The sequence below is a fragment of the Lactobacillus apis genome (genome assembly GCF_002837055.1).
In the GTDB taxonomy this organism is placed as follows: domain Bacteria; phylum Bacillota; class Bacilli; order Lactobacillales; family Lactobacillaceae; genus Lactobacillus; species Lactobacillus apis.
Map to the genome: position 1 here is coordinate 421,969 of NZ_PDKP01000001.1, position 17,063 is coordinate 439,031.

Sequence of the window (17,063 nt, forward strand, 5' to 3'; positions counted from 1 at the left end):
ATAATAATTTATAATTGATTCAGTTCACATTCTATCATAGAATGTGTAAAGCAATTCAGAATTGAGGTCGAGTAAGTTGTCAAGAATAAAAATTTTGACCGATTCTTCTGCACAATTAACACCAGAAGAAATTGAAAAATATGATATTACAGTTGTGCCCTTATCGGTAACAGTTGGCGGAAATACTTATCTTGATGGTATTGAAATTTCCAGACAAGAGTTTGTTAAAAAAATGAGTGAGTCAGCTGAACTACCTAAGACAAGCCAACCATCAATTGGTCGCTTAGTTGATACAATTAACGATTTAACTAGTGATGGTAGTGAAGTTATTGGGATTTTCTTAGCGAAAGTTCTAAGCGGTACAATTGATGCTGCTCGTCAAGCAGTGAAGCTTACCGGTAAATCTGACCAAGTTCACATTGTTGATTCAGAGCTGACGGATCGGGCCGAAGGTCTGCAAGTTTTAGAAGCAGCTCGTGATGCCGAAAAAGGTAAATCAATTTCCGAAATAATTGATCATCTTGAAAAAATCAAGAAGACTCAGCGTTTACGGCTGATGATTGTCAACTTGGAAAATGTTATCAAGGGTGGCCGTTTGGGTCCTATTTCAGGTAAAATCGCTAATATGCTTAATATTAGAATTGAGTTACAAATGCCTAACGGCGAATTGAAGGTGGCCAAAAAAGGTCGTGGTAAGAAATTCATGATGGCTTTTGACCAACGCGTGCTTGATGATATTGAAGCAAATAAAGAAAAAATCAAAGAAGTTGGAATTTCTTATGTTTCACTAGATGGTGTTCCGCAAAAATTGCTCGATTTTGCCCAAAAAATTAAAGATATTAATTCAAAAATTGATGTCTTGGTTCGTGAGACTAGTCCAATTATTGCAACACATGCTGGTATGGATGCATATGCAATTTTGTATTACACGGAGTAAATAATTGGCCTATCGAGAGAGTTTTTACCGATATTTAATGACATTACGTGACGCTGATTCAAACGATGAAGTTGCGCAATTCGCAAATAATGCTCAAAATGATCAAACTTTTCCTAAACAGGAACAAGATTACGACAAATTGTCTGACTATCTTGAATTAAATGCAGGATATTTGTCTAGCATGAGTATTTTTGATCAAGCTTATCAAATGTATCGAGATAAAATGATGTATTAACAAAGGCCCTTTTGGGCCTTTTAGTGTTAAAAGAAGGCGAAATAATGGCTAATATTCAATGGTATCCTGGTCACATGAACAAGGCGCGTAACCAACTGGAAGATAAGATGGGGTTAATCGACGTCTTAGTTGAAGTTTTGGATGCTCGCATCCCTGAATCATCCCGAAATCCAATGATTAGTGAGCTAGTGGGTGACAAACCACATTTAATTATCCTAAATAAAGCTGATTTAGCTGATCCTGTGATGACTAAGATGTGGCAGAAAAAGCTCAGTGGCAAGGGCAAAGTTGTTATGGCCCTTGATTCATTGCATAGCACTAATATGCAGGTCTTAATCCGAATGATTAAAAAAGCTGCAAGTTCAAAGGTAGCTAAACTTGAATCAAAGGGTGCTTCCAATCCAGTAATTAGAATTGCCTTAGCTGGTGTTCCTAATTGCGGTAAGTCAACTATTATTAATCGATTGGTTGGACGTAATGTTGCTGCCGTTGGTAACAAGCCTGGAGTTACTAAGGGACAAACTTGGCTAAAAACGCCGTATAACATTCAAATTTTGGATACTCCGGGTATTCTTTGGCCTAAATTTGAAGATCAGGAAGTTGGCTATAAGTTGGCAGCACTTGGTTCAATTAAAGATAGTATTTTTAGTGCTGATGATGTTGCCCTATACTTGCTTTCGAAATTGCGTAAGTACTACTTAAACGATGTCGTTAAATTTGCTCGCTCGACTAAAGAAGAAGTTAGCAAAATTAATGACACTGATTTATTGCTTGCATTAACGGAACAATATGGGATGAGGGATGATTATGACCGCTTTTCACTTTATCTGTTACAGCGCTTGCGCAAAGGTAAAGTAGGAAGGATAACTTTAGACCGCCCATGACAATTAATGAGATAAAAGAACTATTGACCAATGACCGATTAAATGAAACTGAACTTGCCGAACTTGAAAATGATTCACGTTCAGGTGTCAAAAAGCTCTTGGACAGCTATCGACGTCGTAAAGAAAAACTGGCTCAAAAAAGGGAATCCTTTGAAAAGAGATTTACATATGAAAAAACTTTTTGGGCTAAGAATCAAATGGTTGCTGGTGTCGATGAAGTAGGACGGGGCCCCTTAGCAGGTCCAGTTGTTACGGCAGCAGTAATCATTGATGAGAATTTTGACCTAATCGATGTTAATGATTCCAAAAAGTTAAGTGCACAAAAAAGACTGGAACTTTATCCTAAAATTTTGGAAGAAGCTGTCAGTGTAGCAATTGGTGTTAAAGACGCTGAAGTAATTGATCAGGTTAATATTTATGAAGCTGACCGTTTGGCCATGGCTCAAGCAGTTAATGATCTTGATGTTCGTCCAGATGCCTTATTAGTAGATGCAATGAACGTTCCAGTTGATTTACCACAAATAGAATTAATCAAAGGTGATAGTAAGTCAAATTCAATTGCTGCTGCGTCAATTGTAGCCAAAGTTTTCAGAGATAAATTGATGGAAGATTATGCGGAAATTTATCCCGAGTATCATTTTGATTTGAATGTTGGCTATGGAACTAAAGATCATATTGCTGCAATTAGAAAATATGGGCCGACCCCAATTCACCGAAAAACTTTTGCACCAGTTAGTGATTTTTATAAATAAGAAATTTTGTCTCCTTTTTACGTAATTCTAATTAGGAGGCTTTTTATGAAGATAACAAATTTTCTTTTGCGCTTAAAATTACAAAACGGAATCGGTTATGTTAAGATGTTGCAAATTGCTAGTCAATTGCCTACTAGCGAAGTTAATCCTGAAATAATTAAGCAAATGGATTTGCCAAGTAAGTTGATCAAGTCAGCGTTAACAGCATTTTATGATCAACAGGCTGAAGCAAAGATTACGCGAATAAAAAAGCAGTGTCAGATAATTAGTTTTTTTGATCAAGTGTATCCCCAAAAATTACGGGAAATATATCGACCGCCGTTAATTTTGTTTGCGCAAGGTAATTTGAAATTGTTGCAGGAAAATGTCATCACTATTGTGGGTTCGCGTCAGGCAACTGATTATAGTCAATTGGTTTTGAATAAAATAGTGCCGCAATTAGTTAAAAGCAACTTTGTTATTGCTAGTGGATTGGCAATGGGTGTTGATGTAATGGCACACAGCGCTACATTGAATAATGGAGGAAAAACCATTGCCGTTATTGGAAATGGTTTAAATCACTTTTATCCAGAACGCAATAGTCAAATTCAAAGGCAGATTATTAATGAAGGTTTAGTTCTTAGTGAATATTTGCCTGATACACCACCAAGGCCCTTTCGCTTTCCAGAAAGAAATCGAATTTTGGCTGGAATTGCTAACAGCGTAATTGTTACCGAAGCTAAAGAAAAGTCGGGTTCGTTAATAACGGCCAATATTGCGCTTCAAGAGAATCGTAATATTTATGCAGTTCCCGGTCCGATTAATAGCCAACTTTCCACTGGTCCGAATAAGTTAATTAAAGCAGGGGCAACACCAATAACTGATTTTTCTTCTTTAGCTTGAATAAGTTGACAATTGGTAGGCAAATATTCTATTCTCAGACTAGTATTTTTAAATAGATTTTTAATGAGGAGGCTTTTGATGCCTACGAAATCAAAGCCAAGTAAACGAAAAAAGACATTGGTGATCGTTGAGTCACCCGCAAAGGCTAAGACAATTGAAAAATATCTTGGTCGTAATTACCGAGTTATTGCTTCTAAAGGTCATATTCGTGATTTGCCTAAATCACAGATGGGAATTGATTTTGATAATGATTACAAACCAAAATATATTTCTATTCGTGGTAAGGGCGATACGATTAAAGAATTGAAGTCGGAAGCCAAAAAGGCTAAAGAAGTATATTTGGCCTCCGACCCGGATCGTGAAGGAGAAGCAATTGCTTGGCACGTTGCGCATACGCTAAATTTGGATGATACTGCCAAAAACCGTGTAACCTTTAATGAGGTTACTAAGGATGCAGTCAAAAACAGTTTTAAAAATCCGCGTGCAATTGACATGGACACGGTTAATGCGCAACAAGCAAGAAGAATTCTTGATCGAATTGTTGGTTATTCACTTTCGCCAATATTATGGGACAAAGTTAAAAAAGGTTTAAGTGCAGGACGTGTTCAATCTGTTGCACTCAAGCTGGTAATTGACCGCGAAAAAGAAATTAAAAACTTCAAGCCTGAAGAATATTGGACAATTGACGCTGAGTTTAAAAAGAAAACTAAGTCATTTAAAGCATCTTTTTGGGGTGTTGATGGTAAAAAGCAAGAACTACCTAATAATGAAGCAGTTCAAAAGGTTTTGGCAAAAATCGATAAAAAGAAGCCGTTTGAAATTAACAATGTTTTAAAGCGTGAACGTCGTCGGCAACCTGCAGCTCCTTTTACGACTTCAACGCTTCAACAAGAAGCCAATAAGCGGTTGAACTACCGTACAAGAAGAACGATGAGTATAGCCCAGCAGCTTTATGAAGGAATTAGTTTGGGTAAACAGGGGACAGTAGGTTTGATTACCTATATGAGAACCGACTCTAAGAGAACATCACCAGTTGCTCAAGCAGAAGCTTCTAAGTTCTTAAATGAGAAGTATGGCAAAGAATATGCGGCCAAAGGTGCAAGGCACTTCAAAAACCAGGAAGATGCTCAGGATGCCCATGAAGCAATTAGACCAACTAGTGTTTACCGCACACCCGAGTCCCTCAAATCCGTATTAACAACTGAGCAATATCGTTTGTATAAACTGATTTGGGCACGGTTTGTTGCAAGTGAAATGACACCAGCAGTTTATGATACTGTTAGAGCAGATATTGAACAAAATGGTGTTACATTTAGGACTACTGGTTCAAAAATGAAATTTGCTGGTTTTACAAAAGTTTATGATAACTTGCAAGAAAAGAATATTGAGCTTCCAGATTTAAATGATGGAGACGAAGTTAAACTTGCAAAATCCGATAATAAGCAGCATTTCACTTTACCACCTGCTAGATATACTGAAGCAAGTTTAGTACACACGCTGGAAGAAAATGGTGTTGGTCGTCCGTCAACATATGCACCGACTATTGACACGATTCAAAGACGTTACTATGTTAAGCTTGAGGCTAAGTCGATTGTACCAACTGAGTTGGGTGAAATCGTTGATAATTTAATCGAAAAGTTTTTCCCAGATATTGTTAATATCGACTTTACTGCTCAATTAGAAAATGACCTCGACAGTATTGAGGCCGGTAAAAAGAACTGGGTAAAAGTGGTTGATGAATATTACCACCCATTCAAGAAAGAATTAGATAAAGCTGAAGCAGGGATTCAAAAAGTTCAGATTAAGGATGAGCCTGCTGGATTTAACTGTGATATCTGTGGTGCCCCTATGGTCATCAAAATGGGACGCTATGGTAAGTTCTATGCTTGTTCACGTTTCCCTGATTGCCGTAACACTAAGGCGATTGTCAAAAAAGTTGGCGTTACTTGTCCAAAATGTGGCAAAGGAGACGTTGTTGAGAAAAAATCTAAGCGTAATCGTAAATTCTATGGTTGTTCGCGTTACCCTGAATGTGACTTTGTTTCGTGGGATATGCCGATTAGCCGTAATTGTCCAAATGATGGACATTTCTTAGTTGAAAAGAAAACTAAAAAGGGCTTAGTAATTTCATGTCCAAACGGTGACTACAAAGAAGAACCTAAGGATGAAAAAATAACAAAATAAAATTAAATTTATGTAAATATCATCAAATCATAAAATCGCTTTTTTATCACTTAGGTTTTACAATTATACCAAACTAATGTTTGGGTGATGTGCAGTGAGTAAAGAATTTGACAAACGAGTAGATGATTTTTTCAGGACATATCAAGACCGTGGTATGAAGAAGTGGCAAGGATTTATGCTAAGCGATTTTACTTCTAAAGCTGATAAAATTGATAAGGAACGCGCGAAAGTCTATGAAAAAAGAAGCCGATGAACGAGAAAGAGATTAGTGAATTACTAATGATAGCTTATTCTAATCATAGATCAGTATCAGTACAGTTGAAGCAGGTTGATATCGATGATAAATTCCTGCCTGATATAGTTGGCACCGTAGATGGCTATCAAGTTGACCATGTAGTTATTTCAGGTGAATGGATTGAGTTAGAGGACATTAATCATGTGGAGATAAAATAAAAAAGAGTAGTTTTCTTGATAACTACTCTTTTTTGTTCTAAGCACTTTGGCGGATAAACTCGATTAAAATGCTAATATTTTAAAATCAAATCTATTGGAGAACAAAAGTGGCAGCCTTGAGTTATTAGGCTGCCTCTAAAATTGCACGTATGATGTAGCACAGTTATTATCTTAACTGCGGATAATTATATCACTACTATTTAATTTAAAAAGGTCATACATTTAACTTATAAATAATGTAGAATAAAATATAACGACAATAGATTTTTAAAAGGATAGGATATAGGCAGGAGACAATGATTACTTTTATCGCAGTAGTGCTAGATTTTTGTTTAACAGGTTCTATTATTTATATGTTGTATCATGATTATAAGCTTAAAAAGTCAGGATCAACGGAAAAGCCACTCAAAAAGAAGTGGCAATATTGGGTAAGTATATTTGCGCTATTTTGTGTAATGGGTGTGGTAGTTTCTTTTGATAATACTGCACAAAATGAAAATAGCAGTGATGTAGCAAAATTAAAAAGAAAAAAGAAAAAGCAAATAGCTGCATATAAAAAAGCTACTCAAGCTGCTGATGATAACGATTCCGAAGACGACAATAGTGAAGTTGACGCTAAGGAAGCAAACGCTAATATTACTATGCTATTAAAGGATGACCAGAAAGATGCTTCAAATGGTAATGAAAAATTTGCCTATGCTCTATATCTTAAAAAAATAAAGTATAGCAATGACGGCATAGAGGTTCAAGTTACCAACGACTTCTTCAATCTTTCAAATGATGAAAAAGATATTGTTGCTGAAAGAGTACAAGGTGTAGTCGGTGCTGGAATTTCAATGGTTGACAGCGACTACGAACCTAAAGATGACCAGCAAGGACATCACTTGAGCTTTTATTATGGAAAGATTGCAGTTGGCCACTCCAAAATGCTAGATTCTCACAAGTATAAGTGGTATAAATCAGCTAACTAATTTTTGTCTTTTCAACAATTTAAGCTGGAAAAACGGGAGAATAAAAACGTTGGAATAATTCGAAAAAAGTTCGAATAACTTTTTAAAACAGTTAGAGCTAGTTGTATTGAGCACCGTATTAATAGGATTGTTTAATTGTGTTTCCTCCTATATATAGCGTTCAGAAACATTTTGATTTGATGATATTCTTTTATTTAAGCTTAATTTAACTGATTTTTTAGTAAAGGAAGATATAAACATGCCAAAAAGTGTAACTGTTATTGGTGGTGGCTTAGCTGGAAGTGAAGCTGCCTGGCAATTAGCAAAACGCGGGATTCCAGTTGATCTTTATGAGATGCGTCCTAAGAAGATGACGCCTGCACATAAAACGGGTGAATTGGCCGAGTTAGTGTGCACAAATTCAATGAGATCCAATCAACTATCTAATGCTGTTGGATTATTAAAAGAAGAAATGCGTCAACTAGATTCGTTAATTATTGAAGCTGCCGATAAAACGCAGGTTCCAGCTGGAGGAGCTTTAGCAGTCGATCGTGATGAGTTTAGTGAATATATCACGCAAAAGCTTCATGCATTGCCAAATATCACTTTTCATGGAGAAGAAATTACTGAATTGCCTAAAGATGGTATTACGGTAGTTGCAACTGGCCCCTTGACTAGTGATGCACTAGCAGACCAGATTAAACAATTTTCTGGTATAGATAGTTTACATTTCTTTGATGCAGCTGCCCCAATTATTGCGGCAGATTCAATTAATATGGATATTGTGTATAAAAAATCACGTTATGACCGTGGTGATGCAGCATATCTTAACTGTCCAATGACACAAGAAGAATATGAAAAGTTTGCTCACGAATTGGTCAATGCGGAAACTGCCGAAATGCATAGTTTTGAAAAGGAAGATGTTTTTGAAGGCTGCATGCCAATTGAAGTAATGGCCGGCCGTGGAGAAAAAACAATGCTCTTTGGTCCACTTAAGCCAGTTGGTTTAGAGGATCCACATACTGGAAAAACTCCTTATGCGGTTGTTCAACTGCGTCAGGATAATGCAGCTGCTTCAATGTATAACATTGTTGGTTTCCAAACTCATCTTAAGTATGGCGAGCAGAAGAGAGTCTTTTCGATGATTCCGGGTTTGGCTGATGCACGTTTCATTCGCTATGGTAAAATGCACCGCAATACTTATATGGCTTCCCCAGAAGTTTTAGCAGCTACTTACGAAGCTAAAAAGCAGCCAGGACTATTTTTCGCCGGCCAAATGACAGGAGTTGAAGGTTACGTCGAAAGTGCCGGCAGTGGCTTAGTTGCTGGTATCAATGCAGCAAAGACTGCCTGTGATCAAGCTCCCGTTGTCTTTCCGAAGGATACTGCACTTGGTTCAATGGCCAACTATGTTACAACCACTAGTGTTAAACATTTTCAGCCAATGAATGCCAGTTTTGCCTTGATTCCTGGTTTAGAAGGAAAGAAAATTCGCAATAAGCGTGAACGGCATGAAAAAATTAGTGAACGTAGTTTAGCAGATCTTGCAACTTTTAAGCAGGAAGAATTGATGTAAAAATGACAGGTGCTAATGAAAGTGATGAACTAACGCTTTTTATTTCTTATCTTCAAAACGAACGGCATTACAGTAAAAATACGGTTATTTCTTATCAAAATGATTTGCTTGAGGCAAAAGCATTTTGGCAGGATAATGGTGGTTTTGATGGCTGGAAAAAGGTTACTAGAAGGGATGTTGAGCTTTTTATACAAAATCTCGCAGAACGCAAAGTAGCAAGGTCCACACAATCACGAAAAATGTCGAGTTTGCGGTCATTTTACCGCTTTCTAACTAAGCGGAAAATTGTTAAAATAGACCCAACGCAAACGGTTGTTTTGCGCGCTAAAGATCATAAACTACCGCAGTTCTTTTATGCTCCTGAAATCAAGCAGGTTTTTGATTCACTTAAGTCCAATGAGCCATTAACAATGCGCAATCTAGCAATGCTTGAATTGTTTTATACAACTGGCATGCGGGTAAGTGAAGTAAGTGAATTAAAAATTGAGCAAATTGACTTGGAGTTAAAGATTATTTTAGTTCATGGAAAAGGAAATAAAGATCGTTACGTGGCTTTTGACGAGCAAACTGAAGAGGCACTGTCGAACTATCTGAATGAAGGACGACCCAAGCTCTTAAAAAATGCAGATGATAATAAAACTGTTTTTTTAAATAATTTAGGGAAGCCGCTAACTACGCGCGGAATTGAATATATTATGCAAAAAGTATTTAATAATGCGGGGATAAAAGGAAAAGTTCATCCCCATGAATTACGCCATTCATTTGCGACAGCTATGCTTAATAATGGTGCCGATTTGCGTAGTGTTCAAGAGTTATTAGGACACATTAATTTGTCGACAACACAAATTTATACTCACGTAACAATGAGTCATTTACAGGCAAATTATGATCAGTTCTTTACACGTAATGATAAGAAAGATGAGGCAAAATAATGACAACTATATGTTCAGTAAGATATAACGGAAAAACTGCAATTGCGGGTGACGGTCAGGTTACTTTAGGTGAAAAGGTAATCGCAAAAGCAACAGCAAAAAAGATTCGCCGTATTTACCATGATCGCGTGGTTATTGGCTTTGCCGGTGGTGTTGCCGATGCAGTTAGTTTACAAGATATGCTAGAAGGTAAACTTGAAGCGTTTGGTGGCGATTTGCGTCGTGCTGCAGTTGAAATGGCGCAGTCCTGGCGAAAAGATGCAACTTTGCAAAAGCTAGACGCAATGTTGATTGCATTCGATGATAAGGACTTGTTACTAATTTCAGGAAACGGAGAAGTTCTTGAGCCAGATGAAAACGTAGTTGCAATTGGTTCTGGTGGTAATTTTGCTCAGGCTGCAGCAATTGCTATGATTAGACATTCTTCTGATATGTCAGCCAGTGAGATTGCTCATGAAGCTGTTGAAATTGCTTCTGGAATCGATATTTTTACCGATGATCAAATTCATACGGATGAACTTTAAAGGTGAGTGAATAAGTAATGGATATCAAAACACCCAAACAAATTGTTAGCTTATTAGACGAATATATTATTGGTCAAGATGAAGCTAAAAAAGCTGTTGCAGTGGCTCTTTATAACCGTTATCGACGCATGCAACTGCCTAAAAAGATGCAGGAAGATATTACTCCTAAAAACATGTTAATGGCAGGACCAACTGGGGTCGGAAAAACAGAAATTGCTAGAAGACTGGCAATTATTGTTGATGCACCTTTTGTAAAAGTTGAAGCAACCAAATTTACTGAAGTTGGTTATGTTGGCCGTGACGTCGAATCAATGGTGCGTGACTTAGTTAGTGAAGCTGTTCGAATGGAAGAAAAGGATCAGTTTGACCATGTTCGTGCTCAAGCAGCAAAAGAAGCAAATAAAACAATTGTACGTTTGCTTGTTCCTGGCATTAAAAAAGAAAAAAGAAGAAATCAAATGCAGGAATTGCAGGACATGATGTCAATGCTCATGCCAAATGATCAAAACGCTAATAACGTTCCTGAAGCTGACCAAGAAGAAGTAACGGACGAAATCAGAAATGAGCGTTTGTCAGTTGCTGAACAACTTGACAAAGGCTTGCTAGAAGACCGTGATGTGACGATTGAAGTAGAACAAGCTCCAAAAATCAACCCAATGGGTAACATGATGAACCAAATGGGCGTGGATATGGGCTCAATGCTTAATGAAATGATGCCAAAGAAACGTGTTAAACGGACCATGTCTGTTAGGGATGCCCGTGAAGTTCTAATTCAAGAAGAATCAAAGAAGTTAGTTGATTATGACTCAATCTATCAAAAGGCAATTGAGCGTACATCAAACAATGGTATTATTTTTATCGATGAAATTGACAAAATAGCTGCTGGAAACAAGAAGACTTCGGGAGAAGTGTCCCGTGAAGGTGTTCAACGCGATATCTTACCAATTGTTGAAGGATCAACCGTTCAAACCAAGTATGGTCCTGTATCAACGGATCATATTCTCTTTATTGCTGCCGGTGCTTTTTCAGAATCTAAACCAAGTGATTTAATTCCAGAACTTCAAGGACGTTTTCCAATTCGAGTTGAGCTAAATGCTTTAACCAAGGAAGATTTTGTGAAGATTTTGAAGGATCCAGCAGATTCTCTGCTTGAGCAATATGTTGCATTGATGAAAGCTGATGGCATCAAATTAGTCTTCACAAAAGAAGCAGTTGATAAAATAGCTCAAATAGCGTTTGATGTTAACCAGGGAACGGATAATATTGGTGCTAGAAGACTATCAACTATTTTGGAAAAGTTGCTTGAAGATGTTTTGTATGAAGGTCCTGACATGGCAATGGGTGAAATTACAATAACTGAAGCATATGTTGATGAAAAACTTAGTGATATAATAACAAATAAGGATTTAACTAAGTTCATTCTTTAACAAAAGGCGATGATTTAACATGGATTACACAATTAAAAACAGCATTTTGCAAGTCACAATTGCAAGTAAAGGTGCTGAAGTCCAGAGTGTTAAAAGTTTACATAGTGGGTATGAATATATTTGGCAAGCCGATCCAGAGGTCTGGAATCGACATGCACCGATTCTATTTCCAATTGTTGGTAGACTAAAAAATGATGAATATACTTATCAAGGCAAAACCTATCATTTAAATCAACATGGTTTTGCACGTGATCAAGAATTTAAAGTTGAGCAACAGACTGATGAAAGTATTACGCTTCTATTGACTGATAATGAAGAGACAAGAAAAGTCTACCCATTTAAGTTTGAATTGCGCGTAAACTATAATTTACTCAATAATTTATTGGAAGAGAATTTTAGTGTGGTCAATAAGTCTGATGGTGAAATGATTTTTGGTATCGGTGGTCACCCTGGCTTTAATATTCCAACTACTTCTGAGCTAACAAAGGAAGATTTCTACTTTAGTACTAAACCATCCCGTGCACGGGTACGGATTCCTTTAAAGGGAGCTTATTTGGATTGGCAAAATCGTTCTTTAGCTTCAACCAATAGTCTGATTGCGCTAAGTGATCATTTGTTTAAAGACGATGCATTAATTTTCCAATTACGTGGTCATGAAAATCAGGTTTCTCTCAGAACAGATGCAAACAATTTCCACGTAAACGTTTGGTTACGGGATGCTCCATTTGTTGGTGTTTGGTCGCAATATCCAAAAACAGCTGACTATGTTTGTATTGAACCTTGGTGGGGAATAGCTGATCGAAGTGATACCAACCAAAAGCTAGAAGAAAAATATGGGATGAACCATTTGCCTGCCGGTGAAACTTTCACGGCTGGCTTCAGTATGGCGTTCCATGATAAAGATGAATAACTTATAATTAAGCAAAAAAGTATGGCGACCAGTCATACTTTTTTTGTGCAATCAAAAATGAATGATAAAAATATTTTTCCTACTAATTTTAGTTATAACTAGCAATTTTTTGTATAATTCAAATCACTTGTTGCTAATTGACCTACTATTTAGCACCACTATATATTGTGATAACATTCTAGAAGAGTCAAAGTTTAGTGTTAAAGTTTAGTGTTAAGGAAGGAAAAATTAATGACAAACAATAAGAAACTCGTAGGAGCAATTATTGCTGTTGGGGTGCTGAGCTTTTTGGGAATAGTAATTGAAACTGCGCTAAACATCGCTTTCCCGCAGTTAATGAAACAATTTGCAGTTTCAGCAAAAACAGTTCAATGGCTAACTACAGGATATATGCTTGTTTCAACGATTATCATCCCCTTTGGGTCATTTTTGCGTAAAAGGTATCGAGCAATCGCCTTATTTAGGGTTGCGGTTATTTCTTTTTTGATTGGAACAATCATGGCAGGATTTACAAGTAGTTTTGCGATGCTCTTGGGTGGTCGTCTCCTACAAGGAATCGCAGATGGAATTGGTCTACCATTAATGTTCTCCCTGATATTAGAGCAGGCGCCAAAAGAGAAGGTTGGAACTTTAATGGGTATTGGAACACTAGTTATTGCCTTTGCACCTGCTGTTGGTCCTGCATATGGTGGTCTTATTTTGAACTATTTACCATGGCAAGCCTTATTTATTTTAATTATTCCAATAATCATTATTACCTGGTTATTAGGAGAACGAAGTATTGTTCAGGTCAAAAAACCAGTTCGAGTACCATTTGATTTCCAAGGTGGGGCTTTTTTAAGTGTATTTTTGGTGTCGACTTTATGGTTGCTACTTGATTTAACTGACCAGCAATTTGGCTTAAGACAGATTGTTTTACTGCTTGTTGCGCTAATTAGTTGCTTAGTCTTTGTTTATTGCGAACAAAAGAGTGATCATGCTGTAATCAAACTAGCTCTTTTTAAAAGTGTGCGTTTTGATGGCTTACTAATTGCCTTTTTCTTATTGCAATTGATTTCGCTATGCCTATCTTTTTTACTTCCCAACGTTTTGCAAACAGCATTTGCGCAGACAACTGCAAATACTAGCCTACTTATCCTTCCCGCCGCAATTACAGATGCTATTGTTGCAGCGTTAGCTGGCATTATTTACGATAAAACTAATCCGCGTCTGCCAATAATTTTGGGTGTAATTATTATTTGCTTTAGCTTTGTGACTGCAAATTTTAATGTGGCATCGGTTTCTATCATAGTGATTAGTTATGTAGTTTTTATGGTCGGCTTGGGGTTGAGCTACAGTAATATTATGACGTTTAGCTTAGCAAAGCTTGAAAATGAGGAGTCTAATGACGGCAATGTGATTTTTATGACGGCCCAATCTTATTCTGGTGCAATGGGAACAGCTCTGGCGGCGTCACTTTTGACTTGGGGTCAAACTCAAAGTAAGGATATTGTGTACGGAACACTTGCCAGTCTAAAATTAAGTTTTGAGGTGCTTTTGTTAATCTCGGTTATTGTGGCTGTGCTTTGTATAGTTAGCTTAATTGAGGTTAAGCGAAAGTAGGATATCTTTTTCCTGCAAAAAGATGCCAAAATATTCCGTTGCGAACTTTTGTTCTTATAACTATAATAAAATAGCTAGCAAATAGTTGCTAGCTGTATTTATTCACTTAATGTTTATAACTTGTTGTGTTTTTTCTTGTACCAATACCATAATCCGAACGGAATAATGTTTTCTTGATGGTTAATTAGTCGCTTAATATTGCTGCGGTGCCGGATAAAAAGTATAACCATAATGCAGCCAACGATAATTTCAAGGAAAAGGTCATGAAAAAAGAAAGTGCTAATAAAAATTAGGACAACCGCAATTAGACTGGCTAAACTCACATATGAAGTAATGAAAACAAGTGGAAGAAAGATTAGGGCACAAACGCCGAAAAACTTTAGGTTGTAGCCTAAAAAGAGACCGGCACTTGTTGCAACTGCTTTACCACCCTTAAATTTTAGAAAAATTGAAAAAGTGTGACCTAGAATTGCTAGGCCACCGGAAATTAATAGTAAGTATTTAGGACCAGCAATATGAAATAGACGTGGCAAGTTAGTAGCTAAAGTTCCTTTTAGAACGTCAACTACTAAAACAAAGCTCCCGGCAAAAGGACCTAAAACTCGAAAAGAGTTTGTGGTACCAATGTTGCCTGAACCATAGTCACGAATGTCTTCAGCAAAAAATATTTTTCCGATAATTACCCCAGTGGGGAAGGAACCTATTAAGTATGCTAGAATAAATACCAGTATTAATTTTAGATTTATCATTTATATCCTGCTCTCTTAAAGTCTAAGGCTATTTTATCAAAGATTACTTGGCTTGAGGATTAAAATATATAAATGATTGAAAACTGGAGGAATTTATTTGGCTAAAACAAATAAAAACGCAAATTCTTACGATGATTCATCGATTCAGATTCTTCATGGTTTAGAGGCTGTTCGTAAGCGTCCAGGAATGTATATTGGATCAACTGATATTCATGGCCTGAACCAACTAGTTTACGAAATTGTCGATAATTCAGTTGATGAAGCAATGGCCGGATACGGTCAGGAAATTGATGTCACAATTCATCAAGATAACAGTGTCACCGTGCGCGATTTTGGGCGAGGCATGCCTACTGGAATGCACAAATCTGGTCGCCCAACAATTGAAGTTATTCTGACGGTTCTTCATGCTGGAGGAAAATTCACTGAACAGAACTACAAGACATCAGGTGGTTTGCATGGTGTTGGTTCTTCGGTAGTTAATGCTTTATCCAGTTATATGGATGTAAAGGTTGTTCGTGATGGCGTTGCGTATGAAGAAGAATTTAAAGACGGTGGGCATCCAGTAGGTACTTTAAAACGTTTAGGTAAAACTAAAGAAAAAACAGGAACCTGCATTACCTTTAAGCCAGACGAAACAATTTTTTCTACTATTAAATATAAGTACGAAACAATTCAAGAACGAATTCGTGAATCTGCTTTTCTATTAAAGGGTGTGCGCTTTGTTTTAACTGATGAGCGCGAACCACAGCATCATGATGATTTTAAGTATGATAATGGGATTGAGTCCTTTGTATCCTACTTAAATGAAGGTAAAGAAACCCTTAATGATGTCTTCTACTTTGATGGTAAGCAAGATGAAATTGAAGTTGAATTTAGTGGCCAATACAGTGATAGTTATTCAGAAAACTTGGTTTCGTTTGTCAATAATGTGCGGACTGCTGACGGTGGTAGCCATGAAGTGGGTGCTAGAAGCGGATTTACTCGTGCGTTTAATGACTATGCTAAAAAGCAAGGCTTACTAACCAAAAAAGATAAGAACATTGATGGCTCTGACTATCGTGAAGGTTTAAGTGCTGTTTTGTCTGTCAAGATACCTGAAGAGCAGCTAGAGTTTGAAGGGCAGACCAAAGGTAAACTAGGTACACCTCAGGCAAGATCCGTTGTAGATGCGATTGTTTACGAAAAAATGTCGTACTATTTGATGGAAAATGGTGAACTAGCTCAGGAGCTGGTCAAAAAGGCACAGCGAGCAAGGGATGCACGTGAAGCAGCCAAGAAAGCTAGAAACGAAAGTCGTAATGGCAAGAAACGTCGTAAAAAAGAAGTTCTATCTGGGAAGCTAACACCAGCGCAATCTCGCAATCCTAAGAAAAATGAACTTTTTCTAGTGGAGGGAGACTCAGCCGGTGGTTCTGCTAAGCAAGGCCGAGATCGTCGTTTCCAAGCAATTTTGCCTTTACGTGGTAAGGTTTTAAACACCCAAAAGGCTAAATTACAAGATATTTTTAAAAACGAAGAAATTAATACTATGATTTATACCATAGGAGCCGGTGTTGGTGCCGAATTTAAAGTCGAAGATTCTAATTACGACAAAGTAATCATTATGACGGATGCCGACGACGATGGAGCTCATATTCAAATTTTGCTATTAACCTTCTTTTACCGCTACATGAGACCGATGATAGAGCACGGTAAAATTTATATTGCACTGCCCCCACTATATCGTTTACAAAAAGGTCGCGGGAAGAAAGCTCAAGTTAAATATTCCTGGACTGATGAAGAACTTGTAAATGATGAAAAGGAAATGGGCCGTGGTTATTCCTTGCAGCGTTTCAAAGGTCTTGGTGAAATGAATGCTGAACAACTATGGAACACTACAATGGATCCAGAGACAAGAATGCTGATTCGCGTTAAGATTGATGATGCTGCACTAGCTGAGCGCCGAGTAACTACTTTAATGGGTGACCAAGCAGAAGCTAGAAGAAATTGGATTGAGGAAAACGTCAAATTTAGATTAGGCGAAAATGCTTCAATTCTTGAAGAAGAAAATGAATAGAGGGGTTTAA

17 protein-coding genes are annotated in these 17,063 nt (G+C 37.2%); 16 read left to right on the top strand and 1 reads right to left on the bottom strand.

Translation table 11 applies throughout. The features are described from left to right. Window positions 1-76: 76 nt before the first annotated feature. The 15 genes from CRG87_RS02070 to CRG87_RS02135 all read left to right on the top strand — a co-directional run bounded on the left by CRG87_RS02070 (window position 77) and on the right by CRG87_RS02135 (window position 14,248). Entirely contained in the window at window positions 77-937 is an 861-nt protein-coding gene (locus CRG87_RS02070) for a DegV family protein (RefSeq protein WP_074425382.1), read from the top strand. 4 nt (window positions 938-941) lie between these two features. Next, a complete protein-coding gene (locus CRG87_RS02075) occupies window positions 942-1,172 on the top strand; it encodes a YozE family protein (RefSeq protein WP_046306842.1) in 231 nt (76 codons plus the stop codon). Window positions 1,173-1,216: 44 nt separating this feature from the next. Beyond that, on the top strand, window positions 1,217-2,056 hold the full coding sequence (ylqF, locus tag CRG87_RS02080) for a ribosome biogenesis GTPase YlqF (RefSeq protein WP_046306843.1): 840 nt from the start codon (window positions 1,217-1,219) through the stop codon (window positions 2,054-2,056). Beyond that, the gene (locus CRG87_RS02085; RefSeq protein ID WP_074425380.1) at window positions 2,053-2,808 is read left to right on the top strand and encodes a ribonuclease HII; all 756 of its coding nucleotides are present in this window, start codon (window positions 2,053-2,055) and stop codon (window positions 2,806-2,808) included. Before ylqF ends, CRG87_RS02085 begins: the two co-directional genes overlap by 4 nt. 45 nt (window positions 2,809-2,853) lie before the next feature. After that, window positions 2,854-3,690 (top strand): DNA-processing protein DprA, encoded by an 837-nt coding sequence (gene dprA / locus CRG87_RS02090; RefSeq protein WP_074425379.1) that lies wholly within the window; start codon window positions 2,854-2,856, stop codon window positions 3,688-3,690. Between the two features lie 78 nt (window positions 3,691-3,768). Further along, window positions 3,769-5,874: a type I DNA topoisomerase gene (topA, locus tag CRG87_RS02095; protein ID WP_046306847.1), complete on the top strand. Its 2,106-nt coding sequence runs from the start codon at window positions 3,769-3,771 to the stop codon at window positions 5,872-5,874. A 94-nt stretch (window positions 5,875-5,968) separates the two neighbouring features. Further along, a complete protein-coding gene (locus CRG87_RS08120) occupies window positions 5,969-6,127 on the top strand; it encodes a hypothetical protein (protein ID WP_228150041.1) in 159 nt (52 codons plus the stop codon). A gap of 65 nt (window positions 6,128-6,192) precedes the next feature. Beyond that, window positions 6,193-6,327: a hypothetical protein gene (locus tag CRG87_RS08185; RefSeq protein ID WP_265734326.1), complete on the top strand. Its 135-nt coding sequence runs from the start codon at window positions 6,193-6,195 to the stop codon at window positions 6,325-6,327. Window positions 6,328-6,623: 296 nt separating this feature from the next. Further along, window positions 6,624-7,298 (top strand): hypothetical protein, encoded by a 675-nt coding sequence (locus CRG87_RS02105; RefSeq protein WP_074425378.1) that lies wholly within the window; start codon window positions 6,624-6,626, stop codon window positions 7,296-7,298. 238 nt (window positions 7,299-7,536) lie between these two features. Beyond that, complete coding sequence (trmFO, locus tag CRG87_RS02110; protein WP_074425377.1) at window positions 7,537-8,853, top strand: methylenetetrahydrofolate--tRNA-(uracil(54)-C(5))-methyltransferase (FADH(2)-oxidizing) TrmFO; 1,317 nt, start codon at window positions 7,537-7,539, stop codon at window positions 8,851-8,853. 2 nt (window positions 8,854-8,855) lie between these two features. Beyond that, window positions 8,856-9,785 carry a tyrosine recombinase XerC gene (xerC, locus tag CRG87_RS02115; protein ID WP_074425376.1) on the top strand — a complete coding sequence of 310 codons (930 nt, stop codon included), beginning with the start codon at window positions 8,856-8,858 and terminating at the stop codon, window positions 9,783-9,785. Next, entirely contained in the window at window positions 9,785-10,309 is a 525-nt protein-coding gene (gene hslV / locus CRG87_RS02120) for an HslVU peptidase proteolytic subunit (protein ID WP_046306853.1), read from the top strand. Before xerC ends, hslV begins: the two co-directional genes overlap by 1 nt. Window positions 10,310-10,326: 17 nt before the next feature. Beyond that, complete coding sequence (gene hslU, locus CRG87_RS02125) at window positions 10,327-11,736, top strand: ATP-dependent protease ATPase subunit HslU (protein ID WP_074425375.1); 1,410 nt, start codon at window positions 10,327-10,329, stop codon at window positions 11,734-11,736. A 19-nt stretch (window positions 11,737-11,755) separates the two neighbouring features. Beyond that, the gene (locus CRG87_RS02130; RefSeq protein ID WP_074425374.1) at window positions 11,756-12,646 is read left to right on the top strand and encodes an aldose 1-epimerase family protein; all 891 of its coding nucleotides are present in this window, start codon (window positions 11,756-11,758) and stop codon (window positions 12,644-12,646) included. Window positions 12,647-12,877: 231 nt separating this feature from the next. Further along, complete coding sequence (locus CRG87_RS02135) at window positions 12,878-14,248, top strand: MFS transporter (protein ID WP_074425373.1); 1,371 nt, start codon at window positions 12,878-12,880, stop codon at window positions 14,246-14,248. A gap of 113 nt (window positions 14,249-14,361) precedes the next feature. Here CRG87_RS02135 and plsY read toward each other — a convergent pair whose 3' ends face one another. Continuing rightward, window positions 14,362-14,997 carry a glycerol-3-phosphate 1-O-acyltransferase PlsY gene (gene plsY / locus CRG87_RS02140; protein ID WP_046306861.1) on the bottom strand — a complete coding sequence of 212 codons (636 nt, stop codon included), beginning with the start codon at window positions 14,995-14,997 and terminating at the stop codon, window positions 14,362-14,364. A 97-nt stretch (window positions 14,998-15,094) separates the two neighbouring features. Here plsY and parE point away from each other — a divergent pair, with 97 nt between their 5' ends. Next, entirely contained in the window at window positions 15,095-17,053 is a 1,959-nt protein-coding gene (gene parE / locus CRG87_RS02145) for a DNA topoisomerase IV subunit B (RefSeq protein ID WP_074425371.1), read from the top strand. The last annotated feature ends 10 nt before the right edge of the window (window positions 17,054-17,063 follow it).